The following is an 18,356-nucleotide window of genomic DNA, read 5'->3' as shown; positions in this document are numbered from 1 at the left end:
GTGCCAGGCTTTTCTCCCTCCCCCGCTGGGGGAGGGCCGGGGTGGGGGCAAGCGGCGCATCCACGGAGCGCTCTGCCTGCCCCCATCCCGACCTTCCCCCAGAGGGGGAAGGAGCAAGACCATGAAGCCCACGGGCCGCGCCACCATCGCCGATGTCGCCGAAGCCGCCGGCGTCTCCAAGGCCACCGTCTCGCGCTTTCTCAACCACCGCGAGCGGCTGCTGAGCCCCGACATCGCCGCGCGCGTCGAAGTCGCCATCGCCAAGCTGGGCTATTCGCCCAGCCCGATGGCGCAGGCGTTGAGCCATGGCCGCTCGCGGCTCGTCGGCCTGATCGTGGCCGACATCACCAACCCGTATTCCGTCGCGGTGCTGCGCGGCGCCGAGAAGGCCTGCCAGGACGCCGGCTACCTCGTGATGCTGTTCAACCTCGGCAACGAGAGCGAACGCGAGCGCGAGGCCATCGACGCGCTCGCGGGCTACCAGGTCGACGGCTTCATCCTCAACACGCTGGGGCGCGGCAGCAACGTGGTCGATGCGGTCACGCTGCACGGCAAGCCTGCTGTGCTGGTGGACCGGCGCCACACGGGCATGCACACCGATTTCGTCTCGCTCGACAACCATTCCGCGATGGCCGCCACCTGCGGCCATCTGGTCGAAGGCGGATACCGCGAGTTGCTCTACGTCACGGAGCCGCAGAAGGGCGTGAGCTCGCGGCGCGAACGTACGGCGGCCTTCGGCGCCTGCGTGGCCGCGCACGAGCCGCGCGTGGCGGGCGAGGTGTTCGAGTCCGTCGAAGGGGAGACCGATGCGCTCGACGAGGCCCTGCGCGCCCTGCGCCAGCGTGCGAAGCGCGGCCGTCGCGCGGCGGTGGTCGCGGGCAATGCCGTGGTCACGCTGCGCATCGCTCAGGCGATGGCGCGGCTGGGCTGGCAGTTCGGCACCGACCTCGGCTTCGTGGGCTTCGACGATCCCGAATGGGCCTCGCTCATCGGCCCCGGCCTGAGCACGGTGGCTCAGCCCACCGACGCCATCGGCCGCGCGGCCGCTACATGCCTGATCGAACGGTTGCGGGGGCTGGATGCGGCGCCGCGCCAGCTCCTGCTGCCTGGAGAACTGGTGGTGCGGGGATCGTCGCGGGCCGTCTAGCGTCGATCTCGGCACGGTCGAAGGTGAGCGGGCCGCGCATCCACTCGGCGGCACGCTCGGCGATCATGATCGTCGGCGCATTGGTGTTGCCGCCGATCAGCGTGGGCATTACCGAGGCGTCGACCACGCGCAGGTTCGCGATGCCGTGCACGCGCAGCTTCGTGTCGACCACCGCCATGGCGTCGGTGCCCATCTTGCAGGTGCCCACCGGGTGGTAGATGGTGTCGGCGCGCGAGCGGATGTGCGAGAGCAGCTCTTCGTCGGTGTTCACGCCGGCCGTGTAGAGCTCGGCCTGCCGGTACTTCTGCAGCGCGGGCGCGCGCAGGATCTCGCGCATCTTCTTCACGCCCGCCAGCAGCCGCGCCACGTCTTCCTCGTCCGAGAGGAACTTCGGATCGATGCGCGGCGCCGACGCCGGATCGACGTCGTTCAGCCGCACGTCGCCGCGTCCGTTGGGGCGCAGCACGCAGGCATGGCATGAGAAGCCGAAGCCTCCGTGCAGCTTGCGCGCATGGTCGTCGACCAGCGCGATCACGAAGTGAAGCTGCAGGTCGGGCTTGCCCAGCCCGGGATCTGTCCTGATGAAGGCGCCGGCCTCGGCGTAGGGCGTGGCGACCAGCCCTTTGCCGCTGCGCCGCCATTCGGGAATCGCCTTCGCGAAGTTGAGCAGGCCGGCGGGGCCGAGCCCGGGCAGGCCCTTTTCCTTCGTGCGACAGGAGAGGATGAAGTCGACGTGGTCCTGCAGGTTGCGCCCCACGCCCGGCAGCGCGTGCCGCACCTCGATGCCGTGGCGCGCCAGTTCTTCCGGGTCACCGATGCCCGAGAGCATCAGCAGCTGCGGCGAGTTGAAGGCGCCGCCGCACAGCACCACCTCGCGGCGTGCGAAGAGGGTGTCGATCTCGCCGTCGCGACGTATCTCGACGCCGGTGGCGCGGCGCTCGTCGAGCAGCACGCGTTGCGCCTGCACGCCGGTCATCACCGTGAGGTTGGAGCGCGAGTTCATGACCGGGTGCAGGTAGGCAGCCGCCGCCGAGCAGCGCTCGCCGTTCTTCGCGCCGCCGTGGAACTGCGTGACCTGGTAGAGCCCGGCGCCTTCCTGCCGCACGCCGTCGTTGAAGTCGTCGTTGCGCGGAATGCCGCATTCCATGGCGGCGCGCACGAAAGCCTCACCGATCTCGCGCGGCGACTGCTGGTCGGCCACCTGCAGCGGGCCGCCGGCGCCGTGCATCGCGCTCTCGCCGCGCTGGTTGCCCTCGGCGCGCTTGAAGAAGGGCAGCACGTCGTCGAAGGACCAGCCCTTGCAGCCGGCGCGTTCCCAGTCGTCGTAGTCGTCGGGATGGCCGCGCACGTAGAGCATGGCGTTGATGGCGCTGGAGCCGCCCAGGCAGCGCCCGCGCGGCTGGTAGCCGCGGCGCCCGTTCAGGCCGGGTTGGGGCACGGTCTGGTAGGCGTAGTTGTTGATGCGCGGGCGTCCCGAGATCATGGCCGCCGCGCCGGCCGGCGCCCGCACCAGGATGCCGCGACCGTCGCCGCCGGCCTCTACCAGGCAGACACGCACGGCCGGGTCTTCGCTGAGCCGGCTGGCCAGAGTGGCGCCGCCGGAGCCGCCGCCCACGATGACGTAGTCGAATTCCATGGCGCTTCTTCCTTTTGTTGTCGTGTCCCGCCTCGCCCTTTCGGGGCGGGATCGACTGTAGGAACAACGCGAAGGCGCATTCCTAGCGTTTTCCCGTTGGCCGAAGGTACGCAGCCTGTGTCAGCGTGGTGGTTTTTTCCCGATGGTTCCCGGGTTTCCCCTGCCGTCGGCGACAGGCGATTGACAGGTCTCCGCACGAAACTGGTGCATCCCTCCGTGCGGCAGGACGGAGCCTCCAGGAGCATTCAAGAGACAACGATGACGACTACAACAACAGCACCTTCTTCCTCTTCCATCTCGCGCCGCGGCCTGCTGCGCCTTTCGCTCGGCGGCACCGCCATGGCCTCGCTGCCGGGCATCGGCTGGGCAGCGACCGGCGCCGCGAGCACGGCCGCCTTCTCCGACGGCCTGCCGCGAAGCCGGCCCGAGGCGCAGGGCATCTCGCCGGCGTCGATCCTCGCCTTCCTCGACGACGCCGAACGCGGCGCGTTCGAACTGCACGGCTTCATGCTGTGGCGCAACGGCCATGTGGTGGCCGAGGGCTGGTGGGACCCGTACAAGCCCGAGCGCAGGCACATGACGCACTCGCTGACCAAGAGCGTGACCGTGTGCGCGGTCGGCATGGCCATCGCCGAGGGGCGCTTCAAGCCCGACGACAAGGTCGTCTCTTTCTTCCCGGAGCACCTGCCGCCCACGGTCAGCGCCAACCTCGCGGCCATGACGGTGCGCGACCTGCTGACCATGCGCACCGGCCACGAGTCGATGGTGTCGGGCTCGGTGTGGCGGCCGATCCGCACGAGCTGGATCGCGGAGTTCTTCAAGATCCCGGTGGTCCATGCGCCGGGCAGCAAGTTCGTCTACACCAGCGCTGCGACCTACATGCTCTCGGCCATCGTCACCAAGACCACCGGCCAATCGGTGGCCGACTATCTCAAGCCGCGCTTCTTCGAGCCGCTGGGCATCACCGGCTACGAGTGGGACGTGGGCCCCGAGGGCATCTCGCCCGGCGCCAACGGCCTGAGCTGGAAGACGGTCGACTCGCTCAAGCTCGGCATCCTGCATGCGCAGAACGGCATGTGGAACGGCAAGCAGATCCTCACGAAAGAGTGGGTCGACTCTGTGCACGCGCCGCACACCAAGGACCGCTACGGCTACCAGTGGTGGCTGGGCCCCAACGGCGCCTACAACGCCGATGGCCTCTTCGGCCAGTACTCGGTGGTGTTCCCGGAGCACAACGCGGTGCTCGCGCTCAATTCGGCGCTGCCACCCAAGGCGGGCTTCAACGCAGGCATGCTCTACAAGCACTTCCCGGCGGCCTTCGGCCCGGCCTCGGGCGTGCCCGCCAGCGAGAAGGACAACGCCGCGCTCAAGGCCCGCACGCGCACGCTGCATCTGCTGCCTCCTGTGAAGCCGACGAGCTCGCCGGTTGCAGCGAACGTCTCCGGCCGGCGCTACGACTTCGCGGACAACCCCGAGAAGATCAAGTCGATGCAGCTCGACTTCGCCGCTTCCGGCGAGGCCTGCACCTTCACCATGGAGGACGAGCGCGGCACGCACAAGGTGCAGGTCGGCCTGCGCAAGCCGGTGGAGGGCGACACCACCATCACCGGCAACAAGCTGCACCACGAGTACCAGCCCGACGTGATGCGCGTGGTGGCCAGCGGCGAATGGCTCGACGCGCGAACCTTCGTCATGACCTGGACCTTCGTCGAGTCGGCCTTCCGCGACACCGCGGTGTGCCGCTTCTCCGGGCCGTACCTGCGCTTCGACCGCAGCGTGAACGTCAACTCCAGTGCGACCGAGATGCCCACGCTCACCGGAACGCGCGCGAAGGCGGCCGCCTAGAGGGGCTTCACCATTTGAGAGGCGCTTTTACCGGCGCTTCACCTGCCGGACAAACTGCTGCGCGCGCTTCGTGGCTCAATCGGCCACCATGCATGCACTGTCCGATGCCAGCCTCTTCACGCAGGTGCGCTTCTGGGGGCTGGTGCTGTGTTCGCTCGTCATCCCGGGCGCGATCTTCATCACGCTCTTCGTGCGGCGCGAGTTCTCCAAGAGAACGGTGCTTGCCTTCGGCCTGCTGCTGATCGTGCTCGCGGGCATGGACATCTTCCTGCTGCGGGCGCTTTCTCTGGAGGCGCAGGCCACGCCTTCGCTGGCCGACGACATCGTCTTCTCCTCGGAGCTGTCGATCGCGCTCTACATCTTTCCGGCCGCGTTCGGCACCTTCGGGCTGAACATGGTCTCGCACGTGCTCATGCACTACCTGAAGCAGAAGGAAGCGCGCTTCGAGGCGCATCGGAATTCTGCGCAGCCAGCGCTTGTTGTCGAGGCAGTGCAGCGGGGGCGTGCGAGGGTGCCGGCCTGGCGTCGGACTCGACCCGCCAAGTTTCGCGGCCGGCGGGAAAGAGCACACGTCGCTGCCACACGGCGGGATACCCGAGCGTTCGAGCGCGAGCCGAGTTGAAGTGCAACTGGCCTGTCAATCGGCCTGTACGGATTCAGGCGCAACCACCTGAAGCCATGGCCATCTCGCCTGATAGTCGCCAGCCTTCCTGAGGAAAAGCTCGCGCATCGGCAGCAAGGGATTCATGCGCAGGATGCCTGCTGCCAGATCGCCAAGCCCGTCGGGTGCGTAAAGCGTTCCGGACGCAAGGTCGATGCCGACGCGGGTGCAGGCGATCAGGTAGCGATCGATGCCGTCGCGCGAACAGAGGAGTCGAGGATAGGGCGAGTGGAATCGCTTCTCGTACCAGAGGTGAACGCGCGCCTGGTTCTTCACCTCGACGGACACCCCCAGGTCCGCCACCGCTTCGTGCACGCGCCGGATCACGGCGTCTTCGGCATTCCACGAGAGATCCGAATCATCGAAATAGAAGACGTCGTAGTCCTTCACGCCCCATCCGGGCGGCTTGTCGGAGAGGTGATTCCATGTCGCCTGGAAGAGACTGCCGGCTGTCAGGAAACCCTGCTGCAGGCCGAGGCCTGGCAGCCGCGACATCAGCGCGGCATTGACTGGGTCCCGCATGGCCTGATCGATGAATTCGGTTGAAGTCAATGTCATGGTGCCAAATGAAAAGAGGCTTGGCGACCATCGCCGCCAAGCCTCGAATCCTGCGAGCGCAGGGATCAGCCGACTTCGGCGATCAGCTCGATCTCCACGCAGGCACCGAGCGGAACCTGGGCCACGCCGAAGGCGCTGCGCGCATGCGCGCCCTTCTCGGGGCCGAAGACTTCGGCGAAGAACTCGCTCGCGCCGTTGGTCACGAGGTGCTGCTCGGTGAAGGTGCCGACGGAGTTGACCAGGCTCATCACCTTGACGATGCGCTTGACCTTGTTCAGGTCGCCCACGGCCGCATGCAGGGTGCCCAGCAGGTCGATGGCGATGGCGCGCGCGGCCTGCTTGCCTTCTTCGGTGCTGATGTTGGCGCCGAGCTGGCCGGTCCAGACCTTGCCGTCCTTCTTCGCGATGTGGCCCGAGAGGAACACGAGGTTGCCGGTCTGCACGAAGGGCACGTACGCGGCGGCGGGGGCGGCGACGGGCGGGAGGGTGATGCCGAGGCTGGAAAGTTTGTCGTAAACGCTCATGGAGACTCCTTGTCTTGGGAAGGCGATTGTGTCTGTGTTTGCGGCAGGCCATCGACCACTTCCCCCACCGGCTGCACGGTCACGCCGACGCTCAGCGTGTGCCTTGCGCCGCCATGCAGTACGCCGCGCATCGGCGAGACGTCGGAGTAGTCGCGGCCGATGGCCAGCGTGACGTAGTCCTCGCCGGGCTGGCGGCCGTTGGTGGGGTCGAAGTCGACCCAGTCGCCGGGGCTGCCCCCGGTGCCGTCGTCCTCGCCGGGCAGGTACACCGACACCCACGCGTGCGAGGCGTCGGCGCCCACCAGCCGGGGCTGGCCGGGCGGCGGCTGCGTGAGCAGGTAGCCGCTCACGTAGCGCGCGGGCAGGCCCATGGTGCGGAAGCACGCGATCATGATGTGGGCGAAGTCCTGGCACACGCCCTTGCGCTGCGCGAGGGCCTCGACGGCGGGGGTGTTGATCTCGGTGCTGTCGGCGTCGTAGGCGAAGTCCTCGTACATGCGCTCGGTGAGGTCCATCGCCACGTCGAAGGTCGGACGCCCGGGGATGAAGCTGGCGCGCGCGTAGGCCACGAAGTCGTCGTGGCGCGGCACGTAGGGCGAGGGGAAGACGAATTCCGAAGCCGCGTCGAAGGTGGCGTCCTTGCGGAAGCGGAAGCGCTCGCGCACGGCCTCCCAGGGCAGGTCGCGCGCCACGGCGGGCGAGAGCACGGGCACCGAGGTCTCGACCACGCTCTCGGCCGTGACCACCAGCCGGTCGTGCGTGGCCTCGAGCGCGAAGAAGGCGCGCGTGTTGCCGTACAGGTCGGCCTGCTCGCTGCGCTGCGCGGGTGCGGGATCGATGGCGAGCTTGTGGCTCACGAGCTTCTGCGAGCCGGTGGCCAGCGGCTTCAGGTGCGCGAGGTGCTGCGCCGTCTCGACCGGCGGCGAGTATTCGTAGCGCGTTTCGTGGGTGACGTGGAGCAGCATGGCCGATGCCCGTTGGATGGCTTGCGTCGCCTGCCTACTTCGACTCGGAGCCGAAGTACGAAGCGTAGATCTTCGCGTAGGTGCCGTCGGCGCGGATGGCCTCCAGCCCCTGGTTGATCCTGGCGAGCAGCTCTGCGTTGCCCTTCTTCACGGCAATGCCGTACTTCTCGACCGGAAAGCTCGTGTCGCTCACCGTCTTGAAGCCGCCGGCGGTGTTGTTGGCGAGGTAGTGCACCACCACGCCGTTGTCGGCCACCACGGCCTGCACGCCGCCGGCCTCCAGTTCCTTCAGCGCCAGCGGCGTCGACTCGAAGCGCTTGATGGCCGTGCTCGACTTGCCCAGCAGCTTGCCGACCACCTCGTCGCCTGTGGTGCCGTTCTGCACGCCGACCTTCAGCGTCTTGATGTCCTCGAACCTGGTGATGGGCGCATCGTTGCGCACGGCGATGAGCTGGCGCGCGTCGAAGTAGGACTGCGAGAAGTCCATGGTCTGGCGGCGCTCGTCGGTGATGGTGATGGCCGACACCAGCAGGTCGCGGTCGCCCTGGTCGAGCGAGTTGAAGATGCCTTCCCACGGCGTGTTGACGAACTTCACCTCGAAGCCGGCCTTCTGCGCGACGGCCTTCACCACTTCGATGTCGAAGCCCACGATCTCGCCCTTGTCGTTCTGCGACTCGAAGGGCGTGTAGGCGGCATCGGTGCCCACCACGAGCACGCGCGCGGCGGCCGGCGCGGGCGGCGCGCCGGCTGCGGGGGCGGACGCGGATTCCTGCTTGCCGCAGCCGGCGATGGCGAGGGCCGCGAAGAGACCTGCGGCGGTGAGAGCGAAGCGGCGGTTGATGTTGTTGTCGAGCATGGGTGCCTCCTTGGGGTTTATCGAGAAACGCCGCGGAACCGGCTTTGCCGGGCCGCAGGCGTTGCCCCCGGTGAGGGGGTGTGCGAAGCGACACGAAGTGCGCGAAGCATGGGGGAGTACCAGTTCACGCTCCGACGGAGCGCAGCGATTCGGAAGTCAGCGTGAAGTAGCGCGTGCCGATGGCGTCGGACACATGGTAGGCCGCCGCCTCGCAGCTGGCGAGCAGCTTCACGAGTTCCGGATAGTCGGCATCCGGCCCGGCGGCGCAGAGGTGCTCGAGCGTCCAGCCGGCGGGGTCGGGCAGCTCGTACGACAGCGCGGTCAGCTTGCCCGGCGCGCTGCCGGCCAGCCGCGCGATGCGCCCGCGCAGGGTCTGCGTGACCCATGCCAGCGAGCGCGGGTTCTCGGCGTCGAGCACCAGCAGGTCGACCATGGTGGCGACGTCGCGGCGCTGCTGGTAGCGGGCGTGGAAGGTGATGGTGCTGTCGAAGAGCGCCACCATGGCCTCGAAGCCGCTCACCTCGTGCACCGCGCCGTTGTCGAAGCCGGCCTCCAGCGCATTCGCCAGGAAGCCCAGCCGCTCGATGTGGCGGCCGATGGAAAGCAGCCGCCAGGCGTCGTCGCGCGTCATGCGGTCGGTCTGTGCGCCGGTCATGGCGGCGAGCGCGGTGCTGGCGGATTCGAGGGCGCGCAGTGCGGCGCTGGCGGCGAAGCTGCCTTCGTCGGCCTGCTCGGCGGCACGGCGCAGGAAATCGGCCTCGGTGCGCACGATCTGGTTCCAGTTGTCCTGCGACAGGCGCTCGCGCACCGCGGCCGCGGCCTGCCGGATGCAGCGCAGGCTGAAGCCCACGCTGCCGCCGCGCGTCACGTCGCCCAGCTCGGCGATGAGCGCTCGCTCGAACACGCGGCGCGACTGCGGCGCGCTCGGCACGCCCGACGGCACCAGCGCATTGCGCAGCGCCATGTGGTGCAGCCATTCGAGCAGCGGGCGCGAGGACTGGTCTTCGCTGCCCAGCAGGCTGAGCGTGAGACGGGCGAGCCGCACGGCGTTCTCGGCGCGCTCGGTGTAGCGGCCGAGCCAGAACATGTTCTCCGCCGCGCGACTGGTGACCGGCGCGCGGTGCCGCGCGAGCGAGGCCGGCGTGCTGTGCGGCTGCAGCAGCGTGGTCCGGTCGACTTCGCCGTGCGTCTGCACCCACACGTCGGCGCTGCTGCCGCCGCGCTGCATCGAGGCGAACTGCGCATCGGGCTCGGTGAGCCGCGCCAGCCCGCCGGGCAGCACGCGCCACGACCGCGCGCCGTCGCTCACCGCGAAGACGCGCAGCATCACCGCGCGCGGCGCGATGTGGCCCGGGCCCATGTCGTTGGCCCAGGTGGGCATCTGCGACAGCGGCAGGTAGCCCTGCACGGTGTGGACGTCGCCCTCGCGCACGATGCGGCCGGCCCATTCGTCGAGCTCGCGCCGGCCTAGCTGGCTGCCGAGCACCGCGTCGAAGCTGGCGCGGCCGTCGAAGCCGGGGTAGGTGGGCTTGATGGCGCAGTCGCCCAGCTGCGGCAGCACCGATTCGAGCGCGGCGCGCTCGCCGCACCACCAGGTGGGCAGGGCGGGCAGCATGAGTTTCTCGTCGATCAGCCGGCGTGCCAGCCCGGGCAGGAAGCCGAGCAGCGCGGGCGATTCGAGAAACGCCGAGCCCGGCATGTTGGCCACCAGCACGTTGCCCGCGCGGATCGCCTGCAGCAGGCCCGGCACGCCGAGCGTGGAATCGGGGCGCAGCTCCAGCGGGTCGAGGAACTGGTCGTCCAGCCGCTTGATGAGGCCGTGCACCGGGCGCAGGCCCTGCAGCGTCTTCAGGTAGAGCCGCTGGTCGCGCACCGTGAGGTCGCTGCCCTCGACCAGCGTGATGCCCAGGTAGCGCGCGAGGTAGGCGTGCTCGAAGTAGGTCTCGTTGTACGGGCCGGGCGTGAGCAGCGCTATGTGAGGCGGCACGCCGGCCGGGCACATGCGCTGCAGGCCTTCCATCATGGCGCTGTAGGTGGCGGCAAGCCGCTGCACGTGCAGCGCCTCGAAGGCCTGCGGAAACTGCCGGGTGATGGCAAGGCGGTTCTCGAGCAGGTAGCCCAGGCCCGAGGGCGCCTGGGTGCGCTGCGAGACCACCCACCAGTTGCCGTCGGGGCCGCGCGCGAGGTCGAAGGCGGCGATGTGCAGCCAGGTGTCGCCCGGCGGCTTCACGCCGTGCAGCGCGCGCAGGTAGCCGGGGTGGCCGCGTACCAGCGCCGGGGGAATGAGCCCTTCGGCCAGCAGCTGCTGCGGGCCGTAGGCGTCGGCCATCACGCGGTCGAGCACGCGCACGCGCTGCAGCACGCCAGCCTCGATCTGGCTCCAGCTCTCGGGCGAGACGATCAGCGGGAACAGGTCGAGCGACCACGGCCGCTGCGGGCCGTTGGCGTCGGCATACACGTTGTAGGTGACGCCGTTGTCGCGGATCTGCCGCTCCAGGCTGGCCGCGCGCCGGGGCAGGTCGTTGAAGCCGCCCGGGCCGAGCTGCTCGAAGAAGGCGTTCCAGGCGGGGGTGAGGGGCGGCTGCTCGCCGGCCGGGGCCTGCGTCTGTGTCTGGGATTGCGACTGGGACGGGGACTGGAGCTGGGACTGCGATTGGCCGGCTGCCACCGGCCGCTCGGCCGCGGCATCGTAGAGCTGCGGGGCGGCAGGGGCGGGGGCCGTCGCGGGCCCGGGCGCCGGCCGGACGGGCGCCACCGGAGTGGCCTGGCCGCGCAGTTCGTCGTAGTGGCCTGGCAGGGCGGGCGGGGCGAGCGCCGACGCCAGGGCCGCCGGAAACTCCAGTGCCTGGGCGTCGAACAGGGATTCGTTCAAAGGTTCCACAGGGGATGGATTGTCACACTGCCGTCACGGGGTGGCCGTTCGGGCAGTGTGCTGAATGTCCCCTTCAGCGCCGCAGATCGAGCGTGAACGGGAATTCGCGGCTGCCCGGCAGCTCGATGGTCGCGGGAGGCGTGCGCAGCAGCCCGGGCGTGTGGCCGGTGCGGGTGAAGCGCGAATGGCGGCGGCTCTCGGCCTCGTAGGCGTTGACCGGGAAGGTCTCGTAGTTGCGCCCGCCCGGGTGGGCGACGAAGTACTGGCAGCCGCCCAGCGAACGCTTCATCCAGGTGTCGACCAGGTCGAAGGTCAGCGGCGCGTGGGCCTTGATGCTGGGGTGCAGCGACGAGGGCGGGTTCCAGGCCTTGTAGCGCACGCCGGCCACGAACTCGCCGGCCACGCCCGTGGGCTGCAGCGGCAGCACCTTGCCGTTGACTGTGACGACGTGGCGGCTCTCGTTCAGGCCGGTCACGCGCACCTCGATGCGCTCCAGCGACGAATCGACGTAGCGCACCGTGCCGCCGGCCGCGCCTTCCTCGCCCATCACGTGCCAGGGCTCCAGCGCGTTGCGCAGCGAGAACTCCACGCCCATCGCCTGCATCTGGCCCACCAGCGGGAAGCGGAACTCGAAGTGCGGCGCGAACCAGTCGGGGTCGAAGGCGAAGCCGGCCTGGCGCATCTCGCTGATGACGTCGTCGAAGTCCATCTTCACGAAAGTCGGCAGCAGGAAGCGGTCGTGCAGCTCGGTGCCCCAGCGGGTGACGGGAGCCTTGTAGGGCTCATTCCAGAAGCGGGCCACCAGCGCGCGGATGAGCAGCTGCTGCGCGACGCTCATGCGCGCATGCGGCGGCATCTCGAAGGCGCGCAACTCCAGCAGGCCGAGGCGGCCGGTACTGGAGTCGGGCGAGTAGAGCTTGTCGATGCAGAACTCGCTGCGGTGTGTGTTGCCCGACACGTCGATCAGGATGTTGCGCAGCGTGCGGTCGACCAGCCACGCCGGCATGTTCTGGCCGTAGATCTCGCGGTTCTTCGCGATTTCCTTCAGCGCGATTTCCAGCTCGTAGACCTGGTCGTTGCGCGCCTCGTCCACGCGCGGCGCCTGGCTCGTCGGGCCGATGAACATGCCCGAGAACAGGTAGCTCAGCGACGGATGGTTGTGCCAGTACAGCAGCAGGCTGGCCAGCAGCTCCGGCCGGCGCAGGAAGGGGCTGTCGGCGGGCGTGGCTCCGCCCAGCACGAAGTGGTTGCCGCCGCCGGTGCCGGTGTGGCGGCCGTCGGTCATGAACTTCTCGGCCGACAGGCGGGTTTCGAAGGCGGCGTTGTAGAGGAACTCGGTGTGGTCGACCAGTTCCTTCCAGTTGTGCGCCGGATGGATGTTGACCTCGATCACGCCCGGGTCGGGCGTGACCTGCAGCATCTTCAGGCGAGGGTCGCGCGGCGGCGGATAGCCTTCCATCACGATGCGCACGCCCAGGTCGCGCGCGGTGGCTTCCACGGCGGCCACGAGGTCGAGATAGTCCTCCAGTCGGGCCAGCGGCGGCATGAAGACGTAGAGCACGCCCGAGGCATCGCCCTTCTTCTCGGCGGCGGGGCCGTTGGCGCGGCGCGGGTCGCGCACTTCGACGCACAGCGCGGTGCGAGTGATCCAGTGGGCCGATTCGCCGCGACGGGGCTGGCGGGCCGAAAGGGAGTCGGCGTCGTCGTTGTCGTCCGTGCCGTCGCCTTCACCGTCGCTCGCGGCGCCCGGCGTCTGCATGCGCAATGCAGAGGGCACGACGGGCGGCGTGCCGAAGGCGTAGGGCACGGCGCCGAGGTCTGCGCCCGCGCTGCCAATTTCACCCGTGCCCACGGCATAGCGCGCACGGTAGTCGGCAGAGCTCGGCAGCGCGCCGCGCGGCGCGGTGGGGTCGCGTTCGATCAGGTAGGGGTAGTCGCCCTTGCTGGCCCACGGCTGCGAGTCGAGCGGCAGGCGGTAGCCCATGGGCGAGTCGCCCGGAATGAGATAGAGCCTGTCGTCGCGCAGGAACCAGGGGCCGGTCTTCCAGGCCGGACCCGCGAGCGCGGGAGCATCACCGTTCGCGTTGCCGGGCTCGATGGGCAGCATGTAGCCGATCACCGCGTCGAGCTTCTGCGTGAACACGCGGCGCAGGCGCACGCGTTCGAGTTCGTCGTCGAGCTTCGAGTCGAAAGGGTCGACGTTGACGGGAAGGCGGCGTTCGCGCCAGAGGTAGTAGTAGATGTCCTCGTAGCCCGGCTGGATGTAGCGCTCGGTCAGCCCCAGCTTCTGCGCGAGCAGGTTGGTGAAGCGGCGCGCGTCCTCGCTCGTGTAGTGCGTGGGAAAGCGCTCGTCGGCGAAGAGGGCCGGGTCGTGCCACAGCTGCTGGCCGTCGGCGCGCCAGAAGATCGAGAGCGCCCAGCGCGGCAGCTGCTCGCCCGGATACCACTTGCCCTGGCCGAAGTGCAGGAAGCCGCCCTGGCCGTATTCGGCGCGCAGCTTGTGCACGAGCTCGGTGGCGTAGCCGCGCTTGGTAGGGCCGAGCGCGTCGGTGTTCCACTCGGGCGCGTCGCGGTCGGTGGTGGCCACGTAGGTGGGCTCGCCGCCCATGGTCAGGCGCACGTCGCCGGCCTTCAGGCGCGCATCGACCGCGTCGCCCAGGGCCAGCACCTCGGCCCACTGGTCTTCGGTGTAGGGCTTGGTGACGCGTGGCGATTCGTAGATGCGCGTCACCTTCATCTCGTGGCCGAACTCGACCTCGGATTCGTCGACTCCGCCCTCGATGGGCGCGGCGCTCGAAGGCGTGGGCGTGCAGGCCAGCGGAATGTGGCCTTCGCCGGCCAGCAGGCCCGAAGTGGCGTCGAGGCCGATCCATCCGGCGCCGGGCAGGAACACCTCGCACCAGGCGTGCAGGTCGGTGAAGTCGACGGTGGTGCCGCTCGGGCCGTCGAGCGCCTTCACGTCGGGCGTGAGCTGGATCAGGTAGCCCGAGACGAAGCGCGCGGCCAGTCCGCAGTGGCGCAGCAGTTGCACCAGCAGCCAGCCCGAGTCGCGGCAGGAGCCGCTGCCGTTGGTGAGCGTTTCTTCCGGCGTCTGCACGCCGGGCTCCATGCGGATCAGGTAGTTGACATCCTTCTGGACTTGCTGGTTGATGCCGACCAGGAAGTCGATGGTGCGCTGCTCCTTGCGGTCGATCTTGTCGAGGTAGGCCTGCAGCAGCGGCGTGACCGGGTCGGCCACGAGGTAGGGCGCGAGCTCCTCGGCCTGCGAGGGCTTGTACTTGAAGGGGAAGTTCTCGGCCTGCGGCTCGAGGAAGAAGTCGAAGGGGTTGTAGACCGCCATCTCGACCACGAGGTCGACAGTGACCTTGAACTCGCGCGTCTTCTCGGGAAACACGAGCCGCGCCTGGTAGTTGGCGAACGGGTCCTGCATCCAGTTGACGAAGTGCTCGGCCGGCTCGACGCGCAGCGAATACGAGATGACGTTGCTGCGGCAATGCGGCGCGGGCCGCAAGCGCACGACCTGCGGGCCCAGCTGCACCAGGCGGTCGTACTTGTAGTGGGTGACGTGGTGGAGAGCGGCGTGAATGGACATGCGTTTTTGTGTGCAGAGCTGGCAGATTGCATCGAGAAGATGTCTTTGGTGAGACGCATACTAGCCCAGATGCTTAGCAATTAACGCGCCACTGAGCGTGAGTCTGGGGAGGGTTTGCATCATGGTTTCGGGAGTCGTCCGATGACGCCGTCGCGTGCGTCCGGCAGTGCCGTGGGCGGGGCTCGCGCGTTCGCCGCACTGGGTGGTTCGCTCGTCGGGGCGGCCTTGCAGTTGCAGCAGGAAGCGCTCTGGCCGGCATGGATCTACATGGGCTTGTCGGCCCTCGGCGTCGCCGCTGCATGGTGGCGGCGCATGCCGGGCAGGGCGCTCGTGATCGTCGCCTTCGCATGTGGCGCGATGATTGGAGCGGGGCTTGCGGGATGGCGCGCGACGGCCTACCTGGACGGCGCGCTCGACCCGTCGCTCGAAGGGCGCGACCTCCGGCTCACGGGCGTCGTGTCGGAGATGCCGCAGCGCAGCGAAGCCGGAACGCGGTTTCGTCTCGATGTCGAGTCCGCGCGCTGGGCCGACCCGGAAATCGCCGGACGACCTGCCGTACCCGATCGCATCGCCCTCGGCTGGTACGCCGACGGTTCCAGCCTGTGGAGCCGGTCTTCCGGGAGCCCGATGCCGTCGACGGACGCCAACCGCTCTCCGCACGCCGGCGAGCGATGGCAGCTCACAGTGCGCCTGAGAGCACCCCACGGCAACCGCAACCCCCACGGTTTCGACAGCGAGCTCTGGATGTGGGAGCAGGGCCTCCACGCCAGCGGCCATGTACGAACAGGCGCGCGCGACGATGCTCCCGTGCTGCTGGAAAGCACCTGGTGGCATCCCGTCGAGAGAGCCCGCGAGGCGGTGCGCGATGCCGTCTTCGAGCGCGTGCCGGACCGCGCCAGGGCTGGCGTGATCGCGGCCCTGGTCACCGGCGACCAGGGTGCCATCGACCGTGCGGGCTGGGACGTGTTCCGCGCCACGGGCGTGGCGCACCTGATGTCGATCTCGGGCCTCCACGTCACGATGTTCGCCTGGCTGGCGGCCCATGCCGTGGGCCTGCTCTGGCGGCGGAGCACGCGGCTGATGCTGTGTCTGCCCGCGCAGCAGGCCGCGCTGGTCGGCGGCGTGCTGCTGGCCACGCTCTACGCGCTTTTCAGCGGCTGGGGCGTGCCCGCGCAGCGCACGGTCTGGATGCTGGCGACTGTCGGGCTGTTGCGCCTCACGGGCCGGCGCTGGCCGTGGCCGAACGTGTGGCTGCTGACGGCCGCCGTGGTGGTCGCGCTCGACCCGTGGGCCCTGATGCAGGCCGGCTTCTGGCTGAGCTTCGTGGCGGTGGGCGTGCTCTTCGCCACGGATGGGCCGTCTGACGGGCAGAAGGCCGGCGCGGCCGTGCGCATGCTCCGGTTCTTCCGCGAGCAATGGACCATCACGCTGGCGATCACGCCCTTGAGCCTGCTGCTGTTCCAGCAGGTGTCGCTGGTCGGGCTGCTGGCCAATGCCGTGGCGATTCCGTGGGTTACGCTCGTCATCACGCCGCTTGCCATGCTCGGCGTGTTCGTTCCCACGCTGTGGGATCTCGCGACCTGGGCCGTGCATGCGCTGGCGCTCATGCTGCAATGGCTGGCCGGCCTGCCGCATGCCACGCTGTCTATGGCGGCGCCTCCGCTGTGGATGGCCGCCTGCGGCGTGGGCGGTGGTGCACTGCTGGCGATGCGGCTGCCGTGGTCGCTGCGCAGCCTCGGCGTTCCTCTGCTCCTGCCGGTGCTGCTGTGGCAGGCACCCCGGCCCGCGGTGGGCGAGTTCGAACTGCTCGCGGCCGACGTGGGCCAGGGCAACGCGGTGCTGGTGCGCACCGCCACGCACAGCCTGCTCTACGACGCCGGTCCGCGCTACAGCCTGGAGAGCGACGCGGGCCATCGCGTGCTCGTGCCGCTGCTGCGGGCCTACGGCGAGCGCCTCGACACGCTGGTGGTGAGCCATCGCGATGCCGATCACATCGGCGGCGCGCCCGCAGTGCTCGCGATGCAGCCGGGCGCCGCGCTGCTGAGCTCCATCGAGGCCGCGCACCCACTGCAGGCGGTGCGCCCGGCACGGCGCTGCGAGGCCGGGCAGGCGTGGACCTGGGATGGCGTGCGCTTCGAGGTGCTGCATCCGTTCGAGAGCGACTACAGGAGCTTCACCAAACCCAATGCCGTGTCGTGTGTGGTGCGCATCGACAACGGGCGCGCATCGGCGCTGCTGGCCGGTGACATCGAGCGGCTGCAGGAAACCGCGCTTGTCATGCGCACGCCGCAACTGCTGCGCGCCGACGTGCTGCTGGCACCGCACCATGGCAGCAGGACCTCGTCGGGCGAAGCGTTTCTCGACGCGGTCCAGCCTCGCATCGCGCTCGTGCAGGCGGGGTACCGCAACCGCTTCGGCCATCCGGCGCCGGAGGTGGTCGCGCGCTACCTGGACCGGGGCGTGCAGCTGGTCGAGAACACCCGTTGCGGCGCCGCGCATTGGAGCAGCGCCCGTCCCGCCGAGGTGGCCTGCGAGCGCGAGCGCCGCGCCCGGTATTGGCAGCATCGCTCGTCTCCGTCGGAGCCGCCGGATTCTTGAAATCGTGAACTAATTGTCAAAAGTAGCTTGAAAGTACTCTTTTTATGAATCCACGCGGGGGCCTTCCGCGTTGTATCGTTTGGCTACAACTCGACAACCAGGGGGCAACATGTACAACCGTCCACGCTTCAGGTGGGGCATGACTGCGGGGGGCGTTTCATGACGACAGCGGTTCCGGCCATCACCAGCGTGAGCGCCGCGCCTGCGCCGGGCGCGCGGCTCAAGATGCACCGTGAAGGCCCGGTGCTCGTGCTCACGCTGAGCAATCCGACGGCGCGCAATGCGATCAATCCGTCGGTCTATCGGGCAGCCGCCAAGGCGATGCGGGCCACCTCGGGCTTTCGCACGGTGCGCGCCATCGTCCTGTGCGGCGAGGGCGAACACTTCAGCGGCGGCGGCGACCTCCGCCGCCTTGCGCGGCAACGCAAGCTGCCGGCCTCCGAGCAGCACGGCCACATCGGCGCGCTGCACGAATGGATCATGGCGATACAGGAGGCGCCCCAGCCCGTCATCGCGGCGGTGGAGGGCGCGGCGATGGGCGGCGGCTTCTCGTTGTGCCTGGCCTGCGACCTGATCGTGGCCGCCGAGGACGCGAAGTTCGCGATGTCGTACGTCAACGTCGGCCTGTCGCCCGATGGCGGCGGCACCGATTCGCTCGTGCGCGCGCTGCCGCCGCAGGCCGCGCTCGAGATGCTGCTCGACGGCACGCCTTGCACCGCCGGGCGGCTGCACGAGCTGGGCGTGGTCAACAAGGTCGTGCCGCACGGGGAAGCCTGCGCCACGGCTCTCGCCTGGGCACAGCAACTCGCGCGCGGCCCGTTCGAGGTGCAGGCGCGCATCAAGCAGCTGGTGTATTCAGCGCGCGGACGCAGCCGGCGCGAGCAACTCGAGGCCGAGCGCGAGTCCTTCCTGGCCAGCCTCTACGGCGACGAGAGCGGGGAGCGCATCAAGGAATTTCTGTCGCCCCGCAAGAAGCAGGAAACGAGCGAGGAGGGCCCCGCGACCTGAGCGCGGAAAGATCATCCGACCCGTCTCCGGCCTTGGCATCAGGGGTTCTACTGGCCCTGAACTTGCTAAGCTATGAACTCAAGGAGATTGGTCG

General features: G+C 69.1%; 12 protein-coding genes. 5 read left to right on the top strand and 7 right to left on the bottom strand.

The genetic code is table 11. The features are described from left to right. Window positions 1-121: 121 nt before the first annotated feature. Window positions 122-1,147 carry a LacI family DNA-binding transcriptional regulator gene (locus BMY35_RS20665; RefSeq protein ID WP_093203101.1) on the top strand — a complete coding sequence of 342 codons (1,026 nt, stop codon included), beginning with the start codon at window positions 122-124 and terminating at the stop codon, window positions 1,145-1,147. Here BMY35_RS20665 and BMY35_RS20660 read toward each other — a convergent pair. After that, window positions 1,047-2,783 (bottom strand): GMC family oxidoreductase, encoded by a 1,737-nt coding sequence (locus BMY35_RS20660; RefSeq protein WP_093203100.1) that lies wholly within the window; start codon window positions 2,781-2,783, stop codon window positions 1,047-1,049. The two genes, BMY35_RS20665 and BMY35_RS20660, sit on opposite strands and share 101 nt — an antisense overlap. A gap of 258 nt (window positions 2,784-3,041) precedes the next feature. On the opposite strand from BMY35_RS20660, the gene BMY35_RS20655 reads away from it, so the two are divergent. Further along, a complete protein-coding gene (locus BMY35_RS20655; protein WP_093203098.1) occupies window positions 3,042-4,628 on the top strand; it encodes a serine hydrolase domain-containing protein in 1,587 nt (528 codons plus the stop codon). Window positions 4,629-4,716: 88 nt separating this feature from the next. Further along, window positions 4,717-5,250 (top strand): hypothetical protein, encoded by a 534-nt coding sequence (locus tag BMY35_RS20650; RefSeq protein ID WP_093203095.1) that lies wholly within the window; start codon window positions 4,717-4,719, stop codon window positions 5,248-5,250. Window positions 5,251-5,265: 15 nt separating this feature from the next. Here the strand turns inward: BMY35_RS20650 and BMY35_RS20645 are convergent, their stop codons facing one another. The 6 genes from BMY35_RS20645 to BMY35_RS20620 form a co-directional block, all read right to left on the bottom strand. Then, entirely contained in the window at window positions 5,266-5,847 is a 582-nt protein-coding gene (locus BMY35_RS20645; RefSeq protein ID WP_093203093.1) for a nucleotidyltransferase family protein, read from the bottom strand. Between the two features lie 65 nt (window positions 5,848-5,912). Then, complete coding sequence (locus BMY35_RS20640) at window positions 5,913-6,371, bottom strand: RidA family protein (RefSeq protein WP_093203089.1); 459 nt, start codon at window positions 6,369-6,371, stop codon at window positions 5,913-5,915. Further along, window positions 6,368-7,336 (bottom strand): transglutaminase family protein, encoded by a 969-nt coding sequence (locus tag BMY35_RS20635; RefSeq protein WP_093203086.1) that lies wholly within the window; start codon window positions 7,334-7,336, stop codon window positions 6,368-6,370. The genes BMY35_RS20640 and BMY35_RS20635 overlap by 4 nt, the downstream gene beginning before the upstream one ends. A 34-nt stretch (window positions 7,337-7,370) precedes the next feature. After that, window positions 7,371-8,192 carry a basic amino acid ABC transporter substrate-binding protein gene (locus BMY35_RS20630; RefSeq protein ID WP_093203084.1) on the bottom strand — a complete coding sequence of 274 codons (822 nt, stop codon included), beginning with the start codon at window positions 8,190-8,192 and terminating at the stop codon, window positions 7,371-7,373. A 124-nt stretch (window positions 8,193-8,316) separates the two neighbouring features. Then, window positions 8,317-11,073: a circularly permuted type 2 ATP-grasp protein gene (locus BMY35_RS20625; RefSeq protein WP_093203081.1), complete on the bottom strand. Its 2,757-nt coding sequence runs from the start codon at window positions 11,071-11,073 to the stop codon at window positions 8,317-8,319. A 64-nt stretch (window positions 11,074-11,137) separates the two neighbouring features. After that, on the bottom strand, window positions 11,138-14,656 hold the full coding sequence (locus BMY35_RS20620) for a transglutaminase family protein (protein ID WP_093203079.1): 3,519 nt from the start codon (window positions 14,654-14,656) through the stop codon (window positions 11,138-11,140). A 141-nt stretch (window positions 14,657-14,797) separates the two neighbouring features. Here BMY35_RS20620 and BMY35_RS20615 point away from each other — a divergent pair, with 141 nt between their 5' ends. Together BMY35_RS20615 and BMY35_RS20610 are read left to right on the top strand one after the other, a co-directional pair. Then, window positions 14,798-17,254, top strand: a complete 2,457-nt coding sequence (locus tag BMY35_RS20615; protein WP_093203076.1) for a DNA internalization-related competence protein ComEC/Rec2 — start codon at window positions 14,798-14,800, stop codon at window positions 17,252-17,254. Between the two features lie 159 nt (window positions 17,255-17,413). Further along, on the top strand, window positions 17,414-18,262 hold the full coding sequence (locus tag BMY35_RS20610; RefSeq protein ID WP_093203073.1) for an oxepin-CoA hydrolase, alternative type: 849 nt from the start codon (window positions 17,414-17,416) through the stop codon (window positions 18,260-18,262). The last annotated feature ends 94 nt before the right edge of the window (window positions 18,263-18,356 follow it).

Origin of the sequence: Variovorax sp. YR750 (assembly GCF_900109805.1) — a bacterium.
GTDB classification, from domain to species: domain Bacteria; phylum Pseudomonadota; class Gammaproteobacteria; order Burkholderiales; family Burkholderiaceae_C; genus Variovorax; species Variovorax gossypii.
The sequence above is the reverse complement of the archived record's forward strand: the minus strand, read 5'-3'. Positions and strand labels throughout refer to the sequence as shown.